The 26,026-nt window shown below is 45.2% G+C and carries 10 protein-coding genes; all 10 read right to left on the bottom strand.

Annotated features, from left to right (window positions below; translation table 11 throughout):
• Positions 1-13: 13 nt before the first annotated feature.
• Positions 14-6,706 carry a beta-ketoacyl synthase N-terminal-like domain-containing protein gene (locus MKZ13_RS13215; RefSeq protein ID WP_339184537.1) on the bottom strand — a complete coding sequence of 2,231 codons (6,693 nt, stop codon included), beginning with the start codon at positions 6,704-6,706 and terminating at the stop codon, positions 14-16.
• 47 nt (positions 6,707-6,753) lie between these two features.
• Entirely contained in the window at positions 6,754-12,963 is a 6,210-nt protein-coding gene (locus tag MKZ13_RS13210; protein WP_339184535.1) for an SDR family NAD(P)-dependent oxidoreductase, read from the bottom strand.
• On the bottom strand, positions 12,960-16,916 hold the full coding sequence (locus tag MKZ13_RS13205) for a beta-ketoacyl synthase N-terminal-like domain-containing protein (protein ID WP_339184534.1): 3,957 nt from the start codon (positions 16,914-16,916) through the stop codon (positions 12,960-12,962). Before MKZ13_RS13205 ends, MKZ13_RS13210 begins: the two co-directional genes overlap by 4 nt.
• Positions 16,917-16,947: 31 nt before the next feature.
• Positions 16,948-20,235 (bottom strand): ACP S-malonyltransferase, encoded by a 3,288-nt coding sequence (gene fabD / locus MKZ13_RS13200; protein ID WP_339184533.1) that lies wholly within the window; start codon positions 20,233-20,235, stop codon positions 16,948-16,950.
• A 20-nt stretch (positions 20,236-20,255) separates the two neighbouring features.
• Complete coding sequence (locus MKZ13_RS13195; protein WP_076217160.1) at positions 20,256-20,936, bottom strand: MBL fold metallo-hydrolase; 681 nt, start codon at positions 20,934-20,936, stop codon at positions 20,256-20,258.
• A gap of 15 nt (positions 20,937-20,951) precedes the next feature.
• A complete protein-coding gene (locus tag MKZ13_RS13190) occupies positions 20,952-21,695 on the bottom strand; it encodes a hypothetical protein (protein WP_221824842.1) in 744 nt (247 codons plus the stop codon).
• 170 nt (positions 21,696-21,865) lie between these two features.
• The gene (gene bacA / locus MKZ13_RS13185) at positions 21,866-22,702 is read right to left on the bottom strand and encodes an undecaprenyl-diphosphate phosphatase (RefSeq protein WP_256704411.1); all 837 of its coding nucleotides are present in this window, start codon (positions 22,700-22,702) and stop codon (positions 21,866-21,868) included.
• A 369-nt stretch (positions 22,703-23,071) separates the two neighbouring features.
• Complete coding sequence (gene yidC, locus MKZ13_RS13180) at positions 23,072-23,953, bottom strand: membrane protein insertase YidC (protein ID WP_339184531.1); 882 nt, start codon at positions 23,951-23,953, stop codon at positions 23,072-23,074.
• Positions 23,890-24,240 carry a hypothetical protein gene (locus MKZ13_RS13175; RefSeq protein ID WP_339184529.1) on the bottom strand — a complete coding sequence of 117 codons (351 nt, stop codon included), beginning with the start codon at positions 24,238-24,240 and terminating at the stop codon, positions 23,890-23,892. The genes yidC and MKZ13_RS13175 overlap by 64 nt, the downstream gene beginning before the upstream one ends.
• 92 nt (positions 24,241-24,332) lie before the next feature.
• The gene (locus tag MKZ13_RS13170) at positions 24,333-25,952 is read right to left on the bottom strand and encodes a DUF4173 domain-containing protein (RefSeq protein ID WP_339184527.1); all 1,620 of its coding nucleotides are present in this window, start codon (positions 25,950-25,952) and stop codon (positions 24,333-24,335) included.
• Between the last annotated feature and the right edge of the window lie 74 nt (positions 25,953-26,026).

Raw genomic sequence — 26,026 nt, 5'->3', positions numbered from 1 at the left:
CGACAGTTCCCCCTTACTGCATTTTTTTCGGTGTGAAGAAAGACAGCATATGCTCAGGCTTACGATGGGTTTGTCCTGATGACGATCCGAACACCAAGTTTTTCTCCTCAACCTCATCCGGCCAAAACCGGGCTCTATTCCAGATAATGCGATTGAAACGAGGTTCCAGTGTTGCTTTATTTGGGTCTGGTACACCTTCATTGCTGACAAGGATATGAGCGTTATTTCCTCCGAGTCCAAACGCGCTGACACCCGCACGCAACACTTTATTGGTCCAAGGTGTAAGTTCTTGAACAAGGAATAACGGACTTTCTTCAAACCGAAATCTCGGATTCGGATGCGGACAATTTAAACTGGGCGGGATCTGACCATGTACCATACTCAGCAAAACCTTGATCATGCTAACTGCCCCTGCTGCACTCAACAGATGTCCCACATTGCTTTTGACACTTCCCACACCGCAAAGATCCCCCTTTTTCATACTGGTTCCCAGCACTTGGGTTAACGCTTTAAGCTCAATGGGATCTCCAATGACCGTGCCTGTTCCATGTGTTTCTACATAATTGATTGAAGCCGGATCAATATTTGCATCCTTGATGGCACGTTCGATTAACGACTGCTGAGCCTGGGGATTCGGTGTGGTGACGCCCATTGTATGACCATCATTGTTAATCGCAGAGCCATCAATCACTCCGTAGATTTTGTCACCGTCCGTTATGGCCTGTTCCAATCGTTTCATGACGATTACTCCACAGCCCTCCCCAACCCCAATTCCATTAGCGGAGGCATCAAAGGTTTTACATTGTCCATCTGGTGACAGCACCTTTGATGCAGTCAGGGAAAGATAAGGGGTCTCATCCAATAAAACTTCAACCCCACCGGCGATCACCAGATCTGCTTCCCCATTCTGCAAACTCCGGGCACCCAGATGGATGGCTGTTAGGGAACTGGAACAAGCAGTGTCCACGACCATGTTAGGACCTCTGAGGTTATATAAATGAGCTAAATGTGCCGTAATAAAATTTTGACCTGTGCCAATAATGGTTTGTTTGTTGTCCCGACGTATTTTGCTCATGAAATGACCTGTTCTTGCCCCTGCAAACACACCAACCTCAAGCGACTCAAGCTGACTCTTTCCATATCCTGCATCTGCAAGTGCTTCAGCGCTAACCTCAAGCCACTGCCTTTGCAAAGGGTCCAGATGAGTTGCCAGGGAATGATCCATTCCGAAAAAATCGGGATCAAACCATTCCAGCTCATCGAGAAAAGCCCCCCACTTGCTCATGCTTTTCCCGGCTTTGCCATCAGGATGGTAGTACGTTCTCCAATCCCACCGGGATGACGGAATTTCACGTATACTGTTTTTGCCTGTTTTTAGATTGTTCCAAAATTGTTCCGGGTTCACCGCATCCGGGAAATGACAGGCCATTCCAATGATGGCCACTCGGGATCGAGAACGATCTTTGGGCTGCTGGAGAATCTGTCGAGCCTCATGTCTGTTGATCTGTTCGGGAGATGTACGTGGACTTGTTGCGTATTTTTGCAGCAAAGCCCCTGTCAGTCCTGCAATCGTTGGATAGTCCAAAAAAAGACCAGGTTCCACCACAGGAATTTGAAGTTCGCGTTCCATCCGGCGTGCCAGCTGAGCAATCAAGATTGAATCCATCCCGAAATGTTCGAAGGATCGGTCCGGGTTCATTTTCTCGGGTTCAATACACAATTCCTCGGCGAATATGGAACTTAATTTCATCTGTAATATCTCGGATGTATCAGAAAAAGGAACACCACTTGTCATAGGTATTTCGGACATCGTTTCTGCTTTCACCACTCTGGAAATTCCCAATTTCCCCTCAGTGTCAATGAATTTGCTGCTCACGATTGCCGGAAGCATGACTGCACCTGGTTGGTTGATTAGTGCCCAGTCCAGCAGCTTCAATCCTTCTTCATCCGTGATGCTAAGCAGACCGGTTTCGTTATAAGCTTGACTTGGAAACTCACCCATCCCGGATTCCTTCCAGTTCGACCATTGGATACTGATAAGTGGGCTGGTATGGGCATTCGCTGCGGCATAATAATCCATGTAGGTGTTAGCCATAGCGTAATCGCTTTGTCCGACACCAAGTTTCGAAATGGCTCCAGCCACAGAAGAGAACAGGACAAAAAATTGCAAAGGATCGTGACGGAAGCATTCATAGAGTGCTACAGTGCCTAATATTTTGGGGGACAATACGTTCCGAATCGACTCCAGTGGTTTACGAATAAAGGCGGGATTTTCCATGTCGGCTATGCCAGCTGCGTGAATTACTCCTCCGGCTACGCCCATCGTTGAACGTATGTGTTTTGCAGCCTCCAGAAGTTTCTCTTTATCACCTATATCAAAAGACAGTACTTCAATCTGTACGCCCTGCTTCTCCAATTCCAGGACACTTCTAACTTTACTGCCGATCTCATCTTTGTCCTCGCATCGTGCCCTCCATTCATGTCGAGATGGAAATGGGGTCTGACCCATCAGAACAAGTTTACGGACCCCGTAGTGTCGGACGGCATGCTGCGCACAAAGCATGCCTAGACCCCGTGTCCCTCCAGTGACCCAAAGAACATGATTGGATGGAAAAGCGAGTCGGTTTTGATTCAACTGCTGTATATTGATGTTTTCGAGTGTATCAAGATAAGCACTGTACCGCTGTCCTTCACGATAACAGACTTCCTGTTCCTTACCCGTATGAGTTAACTCCTGAACGATTTGTGCTGCGACATCAAACTCACTGTCTGCCGGGTCCACATCGATATGCCGCGAAATAATATGTCTGTACTCACTTTGTAGTATCCTGTAGAGCCCAGCCCGTTCTGCTCCACCTAGATAAATCGATTTATTTTGGAAAGACTCCAGCCCCATAGTGACTCCAAGCAGCTTTAATTCTTTGTGACCACGGGTATCAATCATTTGTTGAAGCCTTGCTAACCAGTAGGTCAGTTTGTCCAGCATCATTTCTTCTGCTTCCATCTTTCGCCCACAGCCTGACAGATCTATAAAAGCATCACAATTCATCAAAACATCGAGCAAACGTCCAGAGTCCTGCTCCTCCTCACTCACAAGCACAACCTGGCTGCCCTGTATCATTTGTGAAAGTTTATTGGCAAGCCCAACGGTTTCCAGTGTAGATCCAACCACAACTTTTCCATGCCCAGGATCAGGATTTGTAACTGCCGAATGCTTCCATTGCTTCAAAAGAAGCTTTGCTATTCTCTCCTCTTTGTTGTCAGAAGCAACATTCAAAATCTCACTTTTTACATCTGTTTCAACGGACCTCGTCGCTATCCCAGACCTCACCCAATATTTTTCCCGTGCAAAAGGATACGTTGGCAGAGGTATTCTTTTATACTTTTCTGTCAAATAAAGCCGGTTATAATCCAATTCATACCCTTGTACATACAGTTCTGCAATAGTATGCAGGTTTTCAACATATCGCGAATCATCTAATGATTCCGCAGCGATTTTTTGGATACATTCATTGCCATAACGTCGAAGAACGGATTGCTCTTTGGAAGGCTGGCCTGATAAATCCGCCGCATAGATCTGTGATGAGCCACCGGTTTCAAGCCATTGTTCCAAAATGGAGGCCATTTCGTCAGAATGCTGAATTACACACGCCAACCGATGCTCCAGATGTCTTCTCCCCGTCATCAAAGTAAAGCTTGTGCTTGCGTAATCAAGCTGGGCTCCCACTTTCCTGTAATGCTGAGCAATTCGTCTCACTTGTTCCCTCAACTGTTCTGTCGATTGTGCAGACAACACCATTAGATAACCCGGTTTATGTATTGAAGGAGAAAACTCTCCGGGAGACTCCTCGATGGCAAGGTGAGCGTTAGTCCCACTAAAGCCAAATGAGCTTACAAGAGCAGCCCTTTTTCGTCCGGGAGGTGTATGCCATGGATTCAATTGAGTATTGACATAGAATGGACTTTTCGAAAAATCAATATTGGGATTTGCTTTGGAATAATGGATGGATGGCGGAATCTGTTGATGTTTCAAGGCCAATAACAATTTGATCACACCGGCTATGCCCGCTGCTGCAATCGAATGTCCCATATTCGACTTGATCGAACCTAGTGCAGCATATTGTGAACGGCTCGTATACTTCCGAAAACTTCGGTTCAGTGCTTCGAATTCAATGGGATCACCCAGTTTCGTTCCAGTACCATGCGCTTCAACCAATTGGATCTGATCCGGATTAACACCGAACTGGTCGTATAACTGGCGTTCCAGTCTTTCCTGCGAAGCTCTACTAGGGGCTGTGATACCATTGGTACTCCCATCCTGATTGATACAGCTGCCTTTGATGATCCCGTGTACATGATCGCCATCTTGGATGGCATCCTCCAGCCGTTTGAGCAACACGGCCCCAACACCCTCACCCGGTACAAAACCGTCTGCACGTTCATCAAAGCTATGACACCTTCCAGCAGGGGACAACATGCCCGCCCGACTAGCAGAATTATAAAAATCAGGCGTGGATTGCACAAACACTCCACCTGCCAGAGCAAGCTCCACTTCCCCTGACCATAGAGCTTGACAAGCCAGATGAATGGCAACCAACGAACTAGAACATGCGGTATCCACTGCGATTGCTGGCCCCTGTAAATTCAGAAAATAGGATACCCGGGCAGGTACGATGGATGCAGCATTACCCCAAAAAGCTTGTGCAGGTGCCTGTTCACCGATCAACTTCTCATAGTCTCCTCCGCAATATCCGGTGTAGACTCCGCATTTGCGGCCATGAATCAGTTCCCCTGCATATCCAGCGTGTTCAAGGGTTTTCCACGATTCCTCCAGAAACAATCGCTGCTGCGGGTCCATATGCATTGCTTCAACATTGGAAATTTTGAAAAACAAGGGGTCAAAACAGTCGCTATCTTCCAAAAAAGCTCCATGATTATTTTCCGTTTTCTCTACGGATGATCCTGTCTGTTCCGAAGTCCACCGCGCCCCACGCTGAATCAAGTCATGACCTGCGGCCAAATGCTCCCATAATTCATCCACATTATCCGATTGCGGGAATCTACCGCTGTAGCCAATGATCGCAATATCCTTGTGTCTGTTGTTGGAACCGGGGGATGTTATATCGCCATCGGAATGACTCTCCATGGCATCATCCAACGTGAACTCTCGCTCTTCACTAATCCGTTCAGTTCGTTGAACGTCGGGCTTCTCGGCACTGCAACCTCCATGAAACTCCATTTGTTGTTCTGGCTCCAGCGGTTTCTCCTGATACATAGGGGCAATATACTGTGCAAGCTGGTTGACACAAGGAAAATCAAAAATATCAGTGGTGAACAGCTCCGTTCCCAATCGTTCATTAATCGAATGAATTAATCGAACACCCGTTATGGAGTCAACCCCATAATCGGAAAAAGCCTCCTCATGGTCGATAAGCTGTGCCTCCACTTTCAAAGATTCGCATAGTGTCCGAACAAGCACTTCCTTTATGTACTTCAGTTTTTCTTCGGATGAACGTGAACTCTCCAATTCAGGTAACCGGATTTCTGACGGTTTTCCCTGCATATTCTGCGAATTACGGCTCGTTTGACTTTGGACCTGATGTTTTACCGTTTGCTCATGTTTCAAGGTTTGCTGACGTACCACGCCATTGCTTGTCCCCATTATCACTTGCTGGCCCTTGAATTCGTCAGTGTGAGCCAGTAACTGAACTTCCCCGAACCCCTCGGATAACAATACGTTTTTCCAAGTTTCCTGTTCAAGCAAAGGTCCTCCAGAAATACGCAGAGCAGGGTCCACATAGCTCCACCACCCATCCAATAACCCAAACGTAAGGTGATTCATAAGCGTATTTTCGGTAATTTCATTAATCAAAAAGACACCCTTACAACGGAGCAATGCCTTAACATTCCTTAAGGCAAGGCGAATATTAGGAGCAGCATGCATGACATTTGTTGCTATCGCTATATCATAGGTCCCCGCTTGCAAAGATTGGGTGGACACCGGTTTGGACAAATCAAACGTTCCGTATGTAAGGTACGGATAACGCGGGCCATATACCTTTTGGGCATGACTTAAAAAAGCCTGGGAAGTATCCGTATAACAGTATTCCAGAATATGGGGATAAAAATCATTCAGACGGTTAAAAACCGCCTGGCTCGTGCCTCCTGTTCCAGCTCCGATCTCCACAATGCGAATATGTGCACTCGGCTCCCGCACAAGTAGCTGTTTTATAATAGCTGCAACCCGATCTGCCAAAACGGCATTGAAATAATCGGCAGCAGGATTGTTCATGTAAATGTTCTCCACCAGATGCATGGAACTATTCGGAAAAATAATGTCGGTTGCGGACTTCTGACCAGTCAAAATGTCCGGCAGTGCTCGGAGCGTGGCATCCAGCAGTGGAATGTAGGAAGACACATTTGGATCGGATAGCCACAGCAATTTTTTCCTATCCCATTCCTTCCATGCATGAGCCAGGTCCGTATCGTTGGTCTGAATCAAGGGATTTACAGCGTCAGTAGAGGTGCAATAACCGTATTTTCGCAAATAAAGAAAACTCTCCCGCCACCATCTTTCGTAACGCTCGATCAATGAATCAGGTATTTCTGCTACAGCTGCATCTTCACCCCGGAAATTGCTCAAAAGTCCTGCAGCATGCAGTCTGCCCCATAATAATTGACCCAACAACTCTTTCAGTTCTGTCATTATACGTTCCCCCCACCGTCTGATAATCCCCGCTCTTCAGACCCCTGTTATATAACCTGAGACGGTACAGCTCCCTGATAGACCATAATGGATTCTTCTTCATCTAAGATCTGTATATCTACCAAAGACTGTTTCTTTATCAATGCAATCTGATCCAGCACACCATTCATCAGTACATCTAGAGCCTCCATCGCTTCAGGAGCTTCGATTGAACCTTGTCCTGCTTTCGCCATGCGTGTCTTATAATATTCAGAACGTACCGAACCCACACTTCCCCAATATCCCCAGTTCATCACTTTGATAGGAAAATCACAGCACTGTCTCAAAAATTGGGCAAATACATCTTTGAACGTACAGCCGGCTACGTAATTCGCCTGTCCGGCCGAATTCAAAAAGGAATTCATGGACGAAAAAAAGAGTACAAAGTCAGGCGACTCTCCGATACACGCTTTGGCTATATTGATGCTGATGTCTACCTTGGTGGAATAAGCTTTCCGAAAAGAAGCTTCGTCCATATATTCCAGACTGCGATCCTCCAACACGATGGCAGAATGAATAAAACCATTAATGGCTTGATGATTCCGCCTAATATCTGAACATGCCTGACGCATTGCTTCCGAATCCGTTGCATTAACAGCCATGTAACAGGGCGCGGGACCAAGCTCGCCCAGCCTTTGCAATTTCGCTTGAATATCAGCATCCAGCTCCCTTCTTCCCAGCCAGATGATCTGGGCTTTGTAATGCCGGATCATATATTCACTCCATGCCTCTCCGATTCCGCCTGCTCCTCCAATAACAACGTATACACCCCCATGGCGATAGGAATGAGACTGCCCGGAACTCACAGGAGAATATGTAACGGGCACAAGTTGTTGACGAAACCATTCGCCTTGTCGGTTTACATATGGGAATCCATAGGAATCAGCAGACAGCGAAAACAATTCGTACATATTCTTATCATTCAACTGATCCAAATCCACCTGTCTAACCTTCCATCCGGGTCGTTCTTTGCACAGTACTCCTATAAGACCATGTATCCCGGCATGAGTGGGATCAACCGAATTTAGTGTATGAATGGCGTTTGCCCGCATCGTGATTACAGTCCATTCCATGCTCCGATTCCCATATCCATTCTGAAGAAGTGCCTTAATCAGTCTGTATAGAAGAAACACGCCATCTTCCTGAGCCTCGACCATTCCCTTGACATCAGGCGAGCTTCCAGCCGTTATCGGAGATATCCACACCATATGACGAAGGTTCATGATTAGGTTTAGTTGTTCAGAGATGCGCATGATCGAATCCTGTGGATTCAAAACGATCATCTCGGCATGTGGCAGGTGTTTGAGCAGCTGGGTCAAGTACGAGCTCTTCGTACCTACCAAGCATATTTCTCCCGGGAGATCGTTGAGTACACGTTCATGTTCATACAAGCCGATTGTCTGCTCTTTCCATACAGGGGCCAACATTTGTAACTCGTAAGTCTCCACACCTTTAGTTTCTTCAAGATCTGGAACTTTCGACTCAGGTCTTCTAAAACGCATTGCCCTAACGGATACCCGTACATCACCCTTCACACTAAACAAATCTATGTCATATTCGGTATCCGCGTGCACAGCAGCGCTGCCACTCTCCTGATGGACTCGGACATGAGCCCACATCTCAGCTTCACAGGAGCCAATGATTTGAATTTGTTGTATAGAGAAGGGCAACAAAGGCCTATCTTGCTGCTCGTCCTGAATACTTCCCGAAGTACTTAGCCAGATCCCGATTGCAGCCTGAAAAGCGTTATCCAGAAGTCCAGGATGAATGGTGCCGTCCTGATATCCATCCATAATACCCGGAGGCAAGGCAATTCTGGCCAGAGCTTGATCATGACCCACTGCTACAGATTTCAGACCCTGGAAGTCTGGACCATACTGCATACCCCTGGCGGAAAAAAAGGAATAACATTGCTCTGATGTAAAATTTCCCAGACTACAGCTGCTTAGGATATTCTCCATTTCGTATGTTTTGCGTACTTCACGCTTGGTTATCACAGCAGTCCCTTGGCTAAAAACCACGGTGTTTGTCTCATCCCCCTGAGAACTAGTTGGAGAATGAACGGTGACCTCAATAAATCCATTCGAAGATGGTTTAAGAAGTATTTGAAGCCTTCCCATGCCTTTTTTGGCGACAACAGGTTTGAGCCATACGAGCTTTTTAAGGCTGATTTGTTCGCCCTCTCCAGGTTGAGCAGCCATCATGACAGCGGCTCTGATCAATTCAATATGAGCTGAGGCAGGCAATACGTTATATCCGTTTATTTCGTGATCCCGAAAAAAGGATTCTTGTCCAGTAAATGCAAATTCGTAGCTGTATGCGCGAAAATCCGATCTATTTTCCAGCTTCATCATGAATCTGTTGTCCACTCCCGACCGATGAATCTCTTGGCTTTCTATCCGTTTGACTGGATTAGGAAGCCAGTGCCGTGTCTCTGCAAACGGATAAGTCGGGATGGAAATTTTCCGTTTTCGTTCTCTTTTATCCATTGAAGACCAATCAATCCGGTTGCCAGTTACCCAGAGCTGAGCAAGTTTATGGAGCTCTGCTTCAACCATGAAATCCTGATCTGTGGAAGGCTGATGGTAAGCTATAGCCTGTTCATCTTGTGAGGGCTTGCGCTTGGTTACGCTCCCTTGCCAACATGGAGATAGATTTTCTGTCTCATCTGCAATAAACCGATTAAGCATTTCCACGGTGTCATCGATGCTTGAACTCACCAATGCTAGTCTTTCCTCCATCTCTTCCCTGCCCGTTTGCATTGTAAATGCAACATCAGCCAGGGTAATCCCATCCGTTTGACTCAGAAATTCAACGATTCGCCTCGCATATGCTTTCAATCGATCTCTGTTCTTTGCAGAAACGATGAGTAACTGGGGGCGATTGAATATAATCAGGGAACTGTCATGCTTAGTCACGTATTCGCTGATGACAATATGAGCATTGACACCTCCAAAGCCAAATGAACTTACGCCTGCACTTCTTGGGGCAGCATCATGTTTACGATTCCAGGTCTGCCCTTCCTTTACGATATAAAACGGACTGTTCTCCAACTGGATGTAAGGGTTAACTTCATTTAGCTCCAAATTCGGCAACAATCGGTTATGCTTCATACTGAGTACCACGTTGAGGACTCCCGCCACTCCTGCTGCTGCCTCCAAGTGTCCAATATAGGTTTTTATCGTTCCGACTGCACAGTGCGGAACGGAGGACTCAGAGGCAGAACCGCTCGGCTTACCATGCAACTCATCCCAGTCTTGAACCAGCTGAGAGAAAGCTTTTTTAAGCGCATTTATCTCGATCGGATCACCCAATGGGGTCCCCGTACCATGTGCTTCAATATAATCTACTGTCCTCGGATCAATTCCGGATCTGGACCATGCTTCAACAATAAGTTCTGCCTGTGCATTAGGATTTGGAGATGTCAAAGTGTTGGCATGTCCCCCATGATTTATAGCCGTTGCCTGAATTACTCCATAGATATGGTCTCCATCCGCTTCCGCTTTGGACAACGGTTTGAGCAGCAATGCCCCACTACCTTCGCCACGAACGTACCCATCAGCACCTTGATCAAAGGTTTTACAGCGACCATCCACACTGAGCATGCCTGCCTGATTAAAGGCAATCATCAGCTGTGGACTTGCGATAACACTGATGCCTCCAGCAACTGCCAGTTCACATTCTCCGTTGTGTATCGATTCCACTGCCCGATGAATGGCGACCAGTGAACCGGAACAGGCTGTATCCACGGGTTCACTAGGTCCATGCAGATTTAGAAGATATGAAATTCGGTTAGCCAGAATGGAATGAAATATGCCCAAAGCTGTATGTGCTTCAGTTGGAACGCCTGATTGGTGAATCAGGTCATAATAATCTGAACTAACCACCCCGACAAACATACCTGTTTTACTCCCGGACAACTCCGATGGCCTGTAACCGGCATCTTCAATGGCTTCCCATACAGTTTGCAAATAAATGCGCTGTCTCGGGTCCATCAACCCAGCTTCATGAGGCGAAATTCCAAAAAACGAAGCATCAAATTGATCAATGGCTTTCATAAATCCGCCCCATTTGATGTTGGTTTTGTTGACTTCTTTTATTGGGTCCCCATAATATTGATGCCAATCCCAGCGTTCAGGAGGGATTTCGGAAATGAATGTTTTCCCGGAAACCAAGTTCTCCCATAGTTCATCCATACTCTCGGATTGAGGCATGTGAGCGCCTATTCCAATAATGGCAATGGGTTCTTTATTCCTCCTATGGAGTTCGATAGGCTCACTTGCAATCTCATGTGTTTCATCATCACCGACCATATGCGGAGTCTGCAATTCGAGTTCAACGTGCCCGCCACTCATTCCATGATATCGGGCGATGTCTTCGCCATAAGCTCCGATTAGGTAGGTTGCAAAGGCCCCTAAAGTCGCATATTCAAACACAATAGGGGGCGTTAGATCAATGTTGTACGTTGCGTTGAGTCGATTGACAAAGTCAGTCGTCGAAATGGAATCAAACCCATAGTCGCTTTTATCCGCATCCAGATCCATTTCATGTACATCAACACTGAGAATCTGTGAGGATATGGTCAACATAATTTCTGAAGCCCTTTCTAGTAAAACCTCCTCATTTATGCTGTTCTCTAACAACATTTCTTTTGGAACCGAGTCCACATCCGCAAACGACGTTTTCTCGTGTACCTTCTGAAATTTGGTTGCATCCCCGCCAACAATCACTAGCTGACTTTCCTTACAATGAAAAGCATCCTCAAAAGCCTGTATAGCATGTTCGCTGGATATCGATGAAACCCCGAGCGTATTTTCCAAAAAAAGACGATGGGTTGAATCTACTCCCATCCCTCCTTCCAACCACAGAGGCCAATTCAGAGAGAGCGTTTGACCCGAACGCATCCCCTCTTTGTTCAACCGATTCCGCTGACGGCAAAAACTGTCCATAAAGCCATTGGCAAAAGCATAATCACATTGTCCAGCGTTGCCCAGAATGGACATGACGGAAGAGCAAACGATGAAAAAGTCCAACTGTTCATGACAAGAAGCTTCGTCTAGCCAAACCGTTCCGTATACTTTAGGAGCGATAACAGCATCCATGTCCACTTTATTTTTGGATTGAAGCATTGAGTCTCTCAATACGCCAGCGCAATGAATCAGACCATGAATGCCCCCAAATCTGGTTTTGCACTCACGGATGAGATTAAAAGCGGACTCACGTTGCGATACATCCGCCGCAATATACACTATTTCAGCTCCAAACTTCCCTAGATCACACAATTGTTGTTCCTGATCCCTACTCAGAATGGAACGTCCAGACAAAACAATGACTCGAGCGGATTGGGCAAGCAAGGAGGCAAACTGGAGGCCGATACCACCCATCCCACCTGTAATCAAATAAACGCCTTGTTTATTCCACTCTACTTGTGAATATTCTGTTTTCGGCAGCGATAGCAATCTCTTCACATAACGTCGATTGCCCCGATAACGTACCTCTACCGCCTGGTCCCGAGCTTCCATCTCCTGTTGGATGAGGTGAAACATATCGACTGGTTCATTTCCCATGTCCAATGTACGACATGTCCATTGCGGGTGTTCCCATTTCACACTGCGCATGAAACTGCTTACAGCTTCATTTGCCGGTTCTTCTTTACGATCGCTGGAATAAGCATATAAAAGATGTACTTTCTTTTTGTCAGCACATTTCGCCAGCCATCGGCATGTATAAAATAAGGTGTACACACCCTGGGCGAGCCACTTGTTCAATAGGGTCCCTTCATTTTCTGGAAGTACCGTACCACTCCATCCATGAACGACAGTATCAGGAATCCACTGTAATTCGGACAGCCTGTTGAACAAACGGTCAACATCCTCTTCCTGTCCCGGGCGGACTATAAATGTATTAACATCCTGCTCAATGAATTGATTTCCCTGTAACACACGAATTACGGAAGTGCTCTGGTTCCATTGCTGCATGTGTTCTTCACCAGAAACAAATAACAGAAGCCTTTCACTTTTGAAAACGGTACGTTGAAGGTCTTGAATTTCCCAGGATGGATACAGGTACGTATTCTGATGCAGGTTTTTCTTATTGGAAGCCAAAGTATCATGCCGCTCTATTTCCTGTATAAGCTGGTAGGCTGTCTCTGATGAGAGACGTCGTCCCTTCACCATTTCAAGAATCTGATCCAGTGATAACATCTGATCTTTTCTCATCGTTCCTCCATATAAGTTAAGACATCAATAGGTTCAACCTCTCCGGCTTCCAATTTTCGCAAAAGTGTTTTCAATGGGTCCTTCGCATGACTCTTTTTGTCCTGAACCTGTCTTACTGTAAAGTCGCTCATTTCCATGCATATTAGTTCCTGCTCATCAAGCAGTACAATATCAAACTTGAATGCTTTTTCCCCTTGCGTACCCTGCTGCCTGACATATACACTTCCCTTGTCTGGAAGCCGCTTCCACCATTTGACCGCACCTATGGAATAGGGCATACAAGGAGCAGAGCTCACCTTTTGGGCAAGTAACATCGCTGTCTGCAGTGCGCTGTCCATCACTACAGGATGAAGCGTATACGCGTGTAACTGTTCATAACAAGGGATTGGAAGGACAAACCTGGCAATAGCTTCGTTCTCACCCATACAGCAGTCCATAATGGATTGGAAGGAAGGACCGTAGACCAGATGACTCTTTTCAAGTTTGCGATATACTCCTGAAATAGGGTCAACACATCTTCCTCTAATCGCATCGATATCCCGTTTAACCCTATAAGGATTGCCTTGTCGTGTGTCCTGTTTGTTGCCATCTGTCTTTATTCCATACAACGTCCCTTGCCCATAAACTTTTCTAGGGTTCACATAGTCGCCGGTCCATACGTGGAACTGAATTTTTTCCTGGGTTTTAGACAACGAAATGTTTACTTCAACAGGTTGCTCCATGACTATTAGGGGTCTTGACCACACCACATCACCAAAACCGATGACCTCCTGGATGCCTGCATTCTGCACAGCGGCTAATGCCATCTCCAAATAAGCAACACCTGGTAATGTTCGTTTACCATCTACGCGGTGATCATTCAGAAAAAATTCTTTGCCTGTAAACAACGTTTGATACTTGAATTCATCCAAGGTTGAGGTATTCCGGCCGATCATCGGGTGCAACGCCCTATCCAAGCTGTTCTCATATACACTTGTAAGCATATATACATCGCTAACCGATTGATTAGCTTCATGAGCTACCGTATCATTATGGTCATGTAATCGATGTATTACAGACTCGAAACGCTGAGTAGGCAGGGCAAGCTTGTTAAATGTTCCTGAAGGGAACCATAGGTCCCACCTCACATTCACGCCATGGAGCCATAACTGACCGAGGATATTCCAGAAGTCATATCCCGCTTCATCCTCTTTTAAAGCAAGTTTCAGCGTATCAGGTGCGGCCGATTGAACTACTCCGATGTCAATGATCTTGATGTCTGACGAAATCTTCTCCAGATCAACTTGGCTTTCTTGTGTTTGATGCAGCCATTGCTCAACATTTACAATTTCGGGCACGTTATCAATTCGAGCACATAATCGGTTGTCATTGGGCTCCATATCCCTTTCTCGCTGTTTCAGGTTCATGGATTCGGCAACAACCTTATAGTCCACATTGGAATCCAAAACAAGCCGGGCGACCATTTCAGGAAGTAAGATGTGATCGTTCATCAGATCCAACATTTCTTCGAATCGTGGATCGGGCTCAGTCATTATCGTCAAATTCCATTTGCGGTTCAACTTCCTTAGGGAATAAGCCACAACGGTAACTATAATGAACAACTGCTTAGTGGAAAGCTCCGTAAACATCAAGACATCAACAGGCTTTCCAAGCAACTCCTCCAAATTCCAATCGTCCCCACTTACTTTACCTAGAAGATTCGACCATTCATCTACATACTTTCTGAAGGTGAACTGATGAGCGATGAGTGATTGACCCTTAGTCAGATAATATTTAACCCGTTCGTGATCACTTACCATTGGATATTCGAATCGATCATGCTCGCTATTCCCAGAGTCCACACTTTCAATTTGCGAGCTACCCAACAAACGCCGGAGATAAGACTCGCCAAAGGACATCGGATACAAAATATCTTGCACTGTTGGGTCATAGTAAGGCAGACACGGACGATGTAGTTTAATGAAATCAGCTTCATTTTTTCCTGAAAGCCTCAAAAGGATTTCTTCGGGAGCGATCATTTGGTTTACGGCAAGAACAGCCCACATCCCTGTATGCTCCCCTGTCATCCATTCCACTTTTAAGCCCGCATCAAGTAAACATCGAAGTACGGCATATCCAGCAATGAACTGACAGCACGGAAGTGTCTCTTGCTCCCATGGTCCATTGTAGAACATCTGCCGATAGTGATCGGCAAGTGGACGATCACTATCGGCAATTTGATTCAGTAAGGATTGGATGATGTCCTCCACATGCGGTAAACCACGGGTTAAATTGCTAAATTGCTCATAGTTTATATAGGAAAAGTGCCCCATTCTTATTGCCCACTTTTGCTGCTTGGGCATGAAAGGACGACTTGATTCCGAATGCAACTCTTCCTTCAACTGCTGTAAATTGTCTACCATCACAGCATAACGATAAGGAAAAGCCACTCTTCCCGTGGACAATGTTCCACTAATATCACGCAGCGTACACTCATCAAACTCGGATGTTAGCGAGAATGCTCTCCACGATTCAAGCTGTTTTTCCAAATGCCATTTCGATTTGCCTGATAGCGTGAACAGTTGAGAACGGGCGGCGACGGCATCCTTCTGTTTGTTCGAGGGTGCAGTGCACCACTGTTCAATCACCAGATGTGCGTTGACTCCACCAAAACCAAAAGAGCTTATGCCCGCTCTTAAAGGTAAACCTTCGCCAGCACTGTTCCAATCAGTTAGAGACCCCGCCACTTCAAAAGGAGTATTCTTAAAATCTATGATCGGATTAGGATCGTTAAAATGAAGGTTGGCAGGTATTTTACCATGTTTCATCATCATGATCACTTTCACAATACCAGCCATGCCCGCAGCACTCTCCAAGTGGCCAATATTGGTTTTTACCGAGCCAATCCGACAGAATTGGGTTCGGGAAGTATAGGCAGCAAATGCATTTTTAAGCGCTTCAATTTCAATCGGATCTCCCAATGACGTTCCCGTTCCATGTGCCTCAATATACGTGACCATTTCCGGGGAAATATCTGCATCCTGATAAGCAGCCAAGATGACGTCTTGTTGTGCCCTCATGCTCGGAGCAGTTATGGATGCGCTTCTTCCACCATGATTGCAGGCAGATCCTTTGATAACCCCGTAGATATGATTACCTTCTGCTAACGCATCTTCAAGCCTTTGAAGCAACAACACGCCTGCTCCATCCCCTGGTACATAACCATTGGCTTCCTTATCAAAGGTTTTACAACGTCCATCCGGACTTAACATTCTTGACTTGGAAAATGAGATAAACTTCCAGGGATGCAAATTTAGATTTACACATGCAGCTAAGGCGTAATTGCACTCTTTTCGTTGCAGGGCTTGTTTGGCTTCATGGACGGCTACTAATGAAGATGCACAAGCTGCATTTACTGATATACTCGCGCCCTTGAAGTCCATAATGTAAGAAATTCGATTGGCAAGAATACTTTCATAATTTCCAAGACAAGCGTAGCTATCTATCTCCAATTCGGGAAGGCACGCCATTTGGCGGTGATCTACCGTCATTACTCCGGCATAAACGGAAGTGATCTGATTCTGTAACCTTTGAAGTGAAATCCCGGAATCTTCAATGCATTGCCAGGAAACTTCAAGCATCATTCGTTGCTGTGGGTCCATATTTTTGGCCTCTCGGGGAGAGATACTGAAAAAGCGGTGATCAAAAGAATACACATCATCAAGCAGACCGCACCATTTACCAATGCTCTTATTCGGGGCGTCAATATCTTGAGAATAGAACTTCGATACATCCCATCGATCTGGAGGAATCTCCTTGACAGAATCCACTCCATTCGCAAGATTATCCCAAAACGTCGTATAATGATCAGCCTGCGGAAACCTGCATGCCATACCAACAATTGCAATATCTGTAAGGCGAAATCCTGGATCAATATCGGATGTTGGCTCCATGTTCTTCTTTTGTCGCATCATCACACCCCCCCTGTCCCCACAATGCTAAAAGTTAGTTCATCTCAACGGCCATAGCCAATTGTTTCAGGCGCTCTTGCATAACCAAAACCGTATCTTCCATTAACTTTATGCCCACTTCAGCTACGCGGCGGTTTCTCCAGTCCTCCAGCGGTGTGCCTTTCACCCATTGATTAAAAGCTCCCAAGGCAGGACCACAGTGGATTTGATAATCGACCTGATGACCTGCTGTTCCTTCCATTGCAAGCATCGTACTGTGGGCAAAATACCACTTGAATACCAATGCCATTTTGTATTTGGGATTCTGTTCGGCTTTTTGTATTTCCTCCGGAGATCTATACTGAACGACCTGGCGATATACTTCTTCAAAGGTTTTTTTGAAATATTTGTTTTCCAGCTGCTGTTTGTTTTTTTCACTAATGTCATTTAAAGAATCATGCTGCCGGTACAAATCATAGAGCTTGTTCGCTCTGGCGGGGAAAAATACACCTTTGCGGAGAACCTGTACCTTGGCTCCAATCTCAAACATGTCTCCAGCAGGAGCATATTCCGTGTCGTGAATGTTCATATCCTGTAGTAAATCTTTGACAGCGTCACTAGTAGCTGCTTCAACCGTGCATTGATTGATTGAACCTGTTACGATAAAATCCGCTCCGAGCAAAAAAGCAGCTGCTGCTGCTTCAGGTGTACCAATACCACCGGCAGCACCAATGCGGACTTCTTTCGAATAACCGTACTTTTCCATCATTGTATTGCGAAGACGAACCATGGCAGGCAGCAGGACATACGCCACACCCGCATCTGTATGTCCACCCGAATCAGCCTCAAGGCACAGATCCTCTGCAATGGGTACTTTTTTCAGGAGTTCTGCCTGAACAGATGTAATCTTGTTTTCCTTCAACATCTTCTCAACCATGAATTCCGGAGCGGGGCTTAAAAATGCTTCAGCCACTTCAGGTCTGGATACTTTTGCAATAATGCGATTGGTTGCGGATACCCGCCCGTCTGATGAACGCTTCAGTCCATGAGCACGGTACTTGATTAATGCCGGAGTAACACCCATGAAGGCAGAAGCCTCTACTGTATTTACACCTTTACGTAGTAATAAGTTAACCTGTTCTTCTTCACGTTCAGGATGTGTCATTTGATGAAGAAGATTTAACCCATATGCCTGTCCATCCTGCAAATGGTGTTGTATATAATCGATTCCTTCTTCGATCTGCTTCAGGCTTAACCCCCCTGTGCCCAAAAAGCCCATCATTCCCGATTGCCCCACTTTAACAACCATCTCCGCCGAAGCAATGCCTCTGTACATTGCACCTGTCAAATAGGCCATTTTCAGATTATAGTCCTTTTTGAAGGGTTTCGAGCCAAGAGACTCGGCCAGTCGAGTTTCTTGGTTGCCAGGCTGTACAACGGATGATATTGGAGTATCGGGGTGGACTGCTGACGATAATGGTTTGACAGACATGTCTTCAGGACGATATACGATGGGTTCGCACTCTGTCTGAATCTTGGTAACCAGCTTAGTCAGCACATTGCCTGGACCGATCTCTTCTATTGTGTTTACGCCCATGCCCATCAGAACCCGTACCGTTTCAGACCAGCGAACCGGATGTGTAATTTGGCGGACCAAATTGGCATGAATTTCATTTGTACGATAGGGTCGGGCTGTATAATTTGAGATGACGGTCATCGTAGGAGCGGAAAATGTATAACGCTGGAGATGCTGATCGAATTGTTTGGCTGATTTTTCCATATAACGCGAATGAAATGCGCCGCTGACCCTGAGAGGGATATACATCTGTGCACCGTTTTGTTCAAAAATTGGTTTGGCCTGATCAATGATTTCTTGAGGCCCTGCCAAAACAATTTGGGTCGGGGAGTTCAGATTGGCGATATCCAGTTGATACAGTCCAAATCGTTGAAGAATTGTCTTCAATGCACTCTCGGTTAAACCGATAACCGCGGCCATCCCCCCTTTAGGGGCCATGCTCATGATTTCTCCTCTTTTATGTACAAGCTTCAATCCTGTAGCAAAATCAAATACGTCTGCGGCAAAAAGCGCATTGTATTCTCCCAAACTGTGGCCCGAAACCAAACTTGGCTTTCTGCCTGTTTCCTTGATTTTATGTAGATACATCATGGCATTAACAACAAACAAAGCCGGCTGCGTATATTCTGTCAGGCTCAATTGCTGAGACCGATCGTACAAGCACAGTTCCTGAATGGAAAATCCAAGAATATCATCCGCTTGCCGGGTCAACTCTGGAAACTGCTCAAATAATCCTTCACCCATGCCCAACTTCTGTGATCCCTGCCCTGGAAATACATATGCCCACAAAGGTTCATCCCCTCCAGTTTCATTCGAATTGGCGTAACGACTAATGATCTCTTCCACATGTTTTGCATCCTGATGGAAGGGAGTCATGGTTATATATGTTCGTTCCTTCCTGTGGCTAATCTGATTTATGAGGCTGGAAAGTGTACCCGAAGGCCCCAAATCCAGAAATATACTATCCGGTTTCTCTTCTCGTATATGAGATATCGCCTGAGAGAAAAGAATCGGTTCCTTGACAACTCGCCAAAAATGATCGGTTGATACCTTGGTGACAGCTTGTCCGGTCAAGCTAGAGACAAGCGGAATCTGGGGTGCATCGTAAGACAGCTTGTCCAGATAGGCTAAATACTCTTTGGCCGCAGGATTGATACATGCTGAATGGAAGCCATGAGTAACAGACAGTCTGACATGAGAAATCCCTTCGCCTTTTAGCCAATTCTCCGCTATTGTAAGCCCTTTCAACTCCCCCGAGATGACTAGATGATTTGACGAGTTCACAGCAACAAGCTCACACTCCGCATGTAGCTCCGGATTAGTGTCATAGATGTCACGACTATGCAATACAGCCAGCATGCCTCCCGGAATACAAGTCCTGTGTATAATTTCAGCTTGTCTATACACTGCTTCCAGTCCCGCCTTGGGAGTTATTACGTTGGATACAGCCGCTGCAGCGAACTCCCCCAAACTGGTACCAACAACGGTTGTGGGTATAACCCCGTTCTCCATTAATGTCCTTGAAAGCGCATATTCCAGCATATAAATGGCGGGATGTGTAATTAGAGTTTCTTCGAAACTATCAGAATAAGGCCGATTTGAATCATATAATTCCTGTATAATGGATCTGCCGCCGATGTCTTGAACCCAACGATCCATCTGCTGCATCCATCGGCGAAATACCGAATAACTCCGGTATAATTCTTTTCCCGCTTGAAGATATTGTGAACCCTGACCGGAGAACATAAAAACAATGTTTTCTTTCATATGCCACTCCTCTTGTTCCTTCACACAAAGCTTTTGGCATCCGGCTGATTCCTTCTCATCCGGAAAGCAATAAACTGTTCTTCATCGAAAATATTAAAATATATGTTTCTCTCAAGCAGCATCTGAAGTGTCTGACCCGGTTCAATGCCAAATGAATGTGCAGGGTATACCCTGACGGAAGGGTGTATTTGCTGCCGTATTTTTTGCAAACTCTGATACATCGCACCTGGATCCCCTCCGCGTTCGGAGCATATGCCACATCCCTCTGCAAACAGAGTATCTCCTGTAAAAATATGATTTGTTAATGAATAGCATATAGAGCCCGGCGTATGTCCTGGGGTGTTTATACAGGATATTAGTGTATTGCCCATTAAAACGGCATCTCGATCCTTTACAGGCTTCAAATTCTTACAGTGGTACCTAAAAAAATCAATTTCGGCACCCCCCATATAAACCTGAGGATTAAAACGGTCGAGCAATGCCCCCACAAGATGTACATGATCCGTATGGGAATGTGTCAACAGGATGTGTGTGAGTTTGGCCTGCTCAGCTTCCAGGGAATCCAGAATGGCTTCGAGGTCCCAGGAAGGATCAATAACCGCTGCCTCCCGGGTCGTTTCATCAACGACAATATAGCTATAATTAATGAATGCTTCATAACTGGATTTAATAGAAATCACCTTGTATTCACTGGTTGTCATATGAAGTTCTCCTTGTTAAACAAATGAAATGATCATGTACAAACACGCAAAACCAACGATAAGTATAAACGGTGTATCTACAGTATGGGGTGAGAATGCCTCAGCTAGAGTTACAGCTATAGGAAGAACCAGCAGTGCAACAACTAATTGTGGAACTGTAAAACTGCTTGCAAACACCAAAAGGATCAATACTGCGGATAAGAACACACATAAACTGCCTTCGATACTTCTCGTAAACTTTTTCTTCGAAAATAAGGCATGAACACGATATTTATGTTTTCCAAAGCGAATACCGATCGGTTCGGCTAGCCCGTCTCCTAGTCCATTGATGATAACGGGAATAAAGGCCAGCGTACCATAACCTATGCTTTGAAAATACAGAAAGCAGGGTGCCAGAACGACGTAGCCGGCAATTAATTGCGTATTCATCCACAGCAAAGTATGAGGACGATCTTCCGGACGATCAAAAGAAGCAAACATGCGTTGAACCAATACACTTTTCTCGCGAATTGGCTTAATATAAATGAGCATAATAACGCAGTTCATCAGCATTCCGACGATAAAAATGGGCCCGGTATATCCTGTACTGGAACTCACGATCAATTCAATAGCCATTGGTGTAATAAAAGACATGAAATGAACAATTTTACGAGCGTAATTCACACGCAACTGATATTTGAGTACAATCGTACCGATCAAAAATTGGATTCCATACAGTATGACAAACATGATGCTTTGCTTTATGATGAATGGTGTCATATTTTGCACTCCCACCCCAGTAGATGAATCTCCCTTGATAACTACCTATTTCCAAAAAAAAAGCAAAAGGGAATCTTTCCTTTTCAATGTGAGTTGATAAAAACACTGATCATGGATAAGACTCCCGGCGACGGTTAATTTATTCACATGTAATAGATAATAAGAATGCTCTAGTTTAGCAAAAAGATCCAAAAAGCGGCTGCCAATACAAAACGATAGATTGCAAAAGGAATCAGTTTAATCCGGTTAATCAACTTCAGGAAAAATTTAACTGCAATCATGGCTACAATAAAAGCAGTCACAAACCCCGTAATAAATAAGGGAAGATCATCAACCGACAGATAATCCCAGCTCTCGTATAAATCCTTTAGTGAAGCTCCGAACATAATAGGAAGTGCCATTATAAACGTAAATTCCGAGGCTGTTTTGTGACTCATACCTGCTAGCAAACCTCCCGATAGCGTAGCACCCATTCTCGAAAAACCGGGAACAAGTGCAAAGCACTGGAACAGACCTACGATTAAAGCCTGCCGGTAAGTGACTTGATCCAATGTTTCTGCAGCCGGCTTTTTTGGTTTGAATATTTCGGCTGCAATCATCAGAATCCCGCCAAGGATTAACGTTACAACAACCGTTTGAGCACTGAACAAAACCTCTTTTATGTAATCGTAAAAAAATACGCCCCCAACACCAAAAGGGATAACACCAATAATGATATGAATAAGTGTTAATTTTTCCGTAGACTTTGTCGCTTTCCGATCTTCTCCAACATGGATACCGAGGATGCTGAGAATTCGTTTCCAGAACAGAAAAGCCACAGCCAGGATTGAACCGAGTTGGATTACAATCTCAAATGTCGAAGCACGCACAGTACCCTCGAAACCTAGCAAATGTCCCACCAAAATCAAATGACCTGTAGATGACACTGGGGCGAACTCCGTAAGTCCTTCCACTATACCTAGTATAAGCCCGATAATAATATCCACTAATTTTCCTCCAGATCCAATGAATTAAATTTATCGTGGTATGAATTCACAAAAATCGTTATATTTTGATAAACATTTACACTAGATTCGCTCCTCCCCAAAACTCTTAAACAAAATGGTAATGGATGCATCAAATTTTGTCAATAAATCCAATGAATAAATTTTATTTGTTTTTATTCCATAAATCTACCTCATCATGTTCAAACTGGACTTGCCTGAAAACCCCTTATAGAATAAATATGTCAACCCCTTACCTTATATACTAAAACCTGTTGAGTGATGAGAATTGTTCTTTGATCACTCGTTTCCACTCTCACGAAAACACCCTATAAAGTAGACGACGTGTCTGCTCCATAGGGTGAAATAGCGTAGTTGTGATGTCGCCTCAAGTCACTGTGACTTGGCGTGTTTTCTGGACTTGTTATGTTGCACAGACTTGATCTTTTTCACCTCAATCGTAGCAGGCTCCTGCGGATGTTCCACCGGGTACATTTTGCGGAACAATAATGTCTGTAGTACAAGGAATGCCCCCCCAACTGTCCAGTAGAGCGGCATCGCTGCCGGAGCTGTAAGAGAAAAGAATGCCATCATCAATGGGGAGAGATAACCCATAATAGCGAACTGTTTTCGCTGCTCAGGCGCCATATTGGCTTGTGATACCTTGGCTTGAATCAGATATATGACCGCGACCACCACTGCGAGTACGTAGTCCGGCGCTCCCAGTTTGAACCACAGGAACGAGTGGGAGGATAACTCCGGTGTAAGTCGGATGGCTGTGTAAATACCTGAAAGTATAGGCAACTGAATGAGCATCGGCAAGCAACCAATGTTCAGTGGATTGAACTTATGTTTCTTGTACAGCTCCATCGTTTCCTGAGACAGCTTTTGCTTATCAACAGGGTCATTTTTGCCTTCATATTTTTTCTTAAGCGCATCCATCTCGGGTTTCATGGCGTTCATAATGACTCGTGTTCCCTGCTGGGACTTGGCTTGACGCATCATCAAGGGTAACAGCGCTAAACGAATGACCAGCGTAATCACGATAATCGCGACCCCGTAGCTTCCGTTAAATATGGTGGCAATGTGCTGAATCAGGTACGACAGTGGAAATACGATATAGTGATTAAAAAATCCCGGTGTCGATGAAGTAATCTCCGACACGTTGTTGCTGCATCCGGCAAGCAGCATGACTGCAAACAAAATGGCAATCAGGCCATAGATCCGTCCCTTGCCCGAAGTAAAAGTGAATCCCTTGTTGGTCTTATGTTCCATATATATCCTCCTCGTTGATTTGTTGACCAATCGTTCAACGAGGAATGACAATCTGAATCATCTTCATCGGGCGCTTCTCTTCGTCTGATCATGCGGCTCCAGACTTCCTGTCTGTGTTGTCTGTCCAAACTCAAAGCGGGAAGTACTGGTTCAAGTCCACCACCGGCGCTACCTTCCATCCAATACTCTGTCATGCCACAGTGAAGATGGGCGATATAGGCATAACTGACGGTGAAGATGAGTCCAATCGAGAATAAATACGGTAATAGTTCCTGAAGTTCAAACAAGGGATTCACCCCCTTTATAGGTTAGTTTTTATATTATAACACTTACATATTGTTTTTGCATAAATCCGTACGTGAAAACAACTACTATTCAGCTATTCCGTTCTCAATTTGGACAACTCTAGCTCAGCTCGGTGTCTTGCCACGTTATAAGAAGGCCAGGAACAATCTGATGTATCCATATCCAGATATGCTTGACGTTCCAGCATTTCCCTCTTGAGATCCGGAAACTCCTCCAGAGCAAACTCACGAAGTAACGGAACTGCATCTGCTGACAGACTCGCCAGATAGGTTGCATCAATATTGCCAGTCTGATGATAACGTTCAATATTCAGCTCGGCAATCCGTTTATCCATGCCCACATAGTTGACTGCAACATAAGCTGTGAGCGCCAGCACAATATACCAGCGAATCAGCGGTATTGATGTGTACCGTATACGAAGGCCGGCAATCAGCAACAGGAGTGCGAGGAAGATCATGAATGCGTGTACCAAGAAGCGGATGTACGTATATCCATATGCCTGCTCATACAGATTCAGGCGCATAAACGCGGAATACAACATAATTGCTGAACAACTGACCAGAATCAGGAGAAGTACCTGATGCACGATGGAACCCGCTTTGCCACTCGAACGGGTATACTGCAAAGCAACAATAAGAATAAAGAAGTTAATACCTGTGACGAGAATTAACTCCGCGAATCCACTTCTCGCATAGTCTGCGTAAGACAGATCTACCGGAAGATGCCCCTCTCCTGCACCAAACAGATACGAAAACTGTACAAGTACAAACAAAACGTACACACAGTTAATGACAATCAGCATCGTCCCCACAATGATAGGGTCCAATCTGAATGGTTCCCGCTGAACCGGAGTGCGTTCGGGCTCGGGTGTAATCTTATTGGTAACCTGACCTTCAGTGGCCGGGTCCACAGGAGAGAATATATAGGTGTGATCACGCTTATCAACCGTGGATGCTGCTCCATTTTTCCAATGTGCGTTCGCTCTCTTCTCTGCCTCATATTGCATTGGCTGTACAAATCCCCATACATAACCGAACAGCAATACACCTGCGATGACAATCCAGATGATTCTCGGTATCCCTGGAGTAAAAGCCAATTGATTCAGCCACTCCGGAAAACCGGCTAAATACTGATCAAAGATCCCGTCAGCAGAGGACAGTAATGCAACGACTACAATGAGGATAGGCAAGGACGCCACAAGACCAATGAGTACTTTGAAAACAACTGTTTTCTGGGATTTGCCCATGCCACGCCCGCCTGCTCTCACAGCAATAGCAGCAACAGTCCCCCAATGACGTATGGCTTGAGGCAGCAAGTGGTCAATAGCCGTACCAATCAAGCCAATCTCCCACCACTGCTTCCGTTTTCTGCCCATCAGATACGTCATATGTAAGATAACTACGCCAGGTATGACCAGAAAATTAAGAACATACAGCAGTTCATTGTCGTATAACAGGAACGTTAGTGACAACAATAGCACTACAGCCGCTACAAAAGCATCAATGAACTTGAAAGACCTCATGCGATCCCGTGCAAACAGATACATGAACACATAAAAGAGAATTACAAAGATAGGATACGATACGCCAATCTCATTACCATAGAATAAATACTGGTGAATGATTGCCAGCATCCAAGCAGACAGTAGCGTGATTAGAGCGCGTTGCGGTGAAGCCATTATTTTATCAATCATGGGAAAAACCTCCATTAACCTTTCTATGCTATATTCTAGATGATAAAATAGGAATATAAATAGAAATTAAATTC

This window comes from Paenibacillus sp. FSL R5-0701 (assembly GCF_037973995.1).
GTDB lineage: Bacteria > Bacillota > Bacilli > Paenibacillales > Paenibacillaceae > Paenibacillus.
Note: the sequence above shows the minus strand (reverse complement) of the source record. Positions and strands in the feature narration are given on the sequence as shown.

Coding starts and splice junctions, on each gene's coding strand:
- MKZ13_RS13215 (WP_339184537.1), bottom strand. CDS start 6,706: ATGACAGAACTGAAAGAGTTGTTGGGTCAATTATTATGGGGCAGACTG.
- MKZ13_RS13210 (WP_339184535.1), bottom strand. CDS start 12,963: ATGAGAAAAGATCAGATGTTATCACTGGATCAGATTCTTGAAATGGTG.
- MKZ13_RS13205 (WP_339184534.1), bottom strand. CDS start 16,916: ATGATGCGACAAAAGAAGAACATGGAGCCAACATCCGATATTGATCCA.
- fabD (WP_339184533.1), bottom strand. CDS start 20,235: ATGAAAGAAAACATTGTTTTTATGTTCTCCGGTCAGGGTTCACAATAT.
- MKZ13_RS13195 (WP_076217160.1), bottom strand. CDS start 20,936: ATGACAACCAGTGAATACAAGGTGATTTCTATTAAATCCAGTTATGAA.
- MKZ13_RS13190 (WP_221824842.1), bottom strand. CDS start 21,695: ATGACACCATTCATCATAAAGCAAAGCATCATGTTTGTCATACTGTAT.
- yidC (WP_339184531.1), bottom strand. CDS start 23,953: ATGGAACATAAGACCAACAAGGGATTCACTTTTACTTCGGGCAAGGGA.
- MKZ13_RS13170 (WP_339184527.1), bottom strand. CDS start 25,952: ATGATTGATAAAATAATGGCTTCACCGCAACGCGCTCTAATCACGCTA.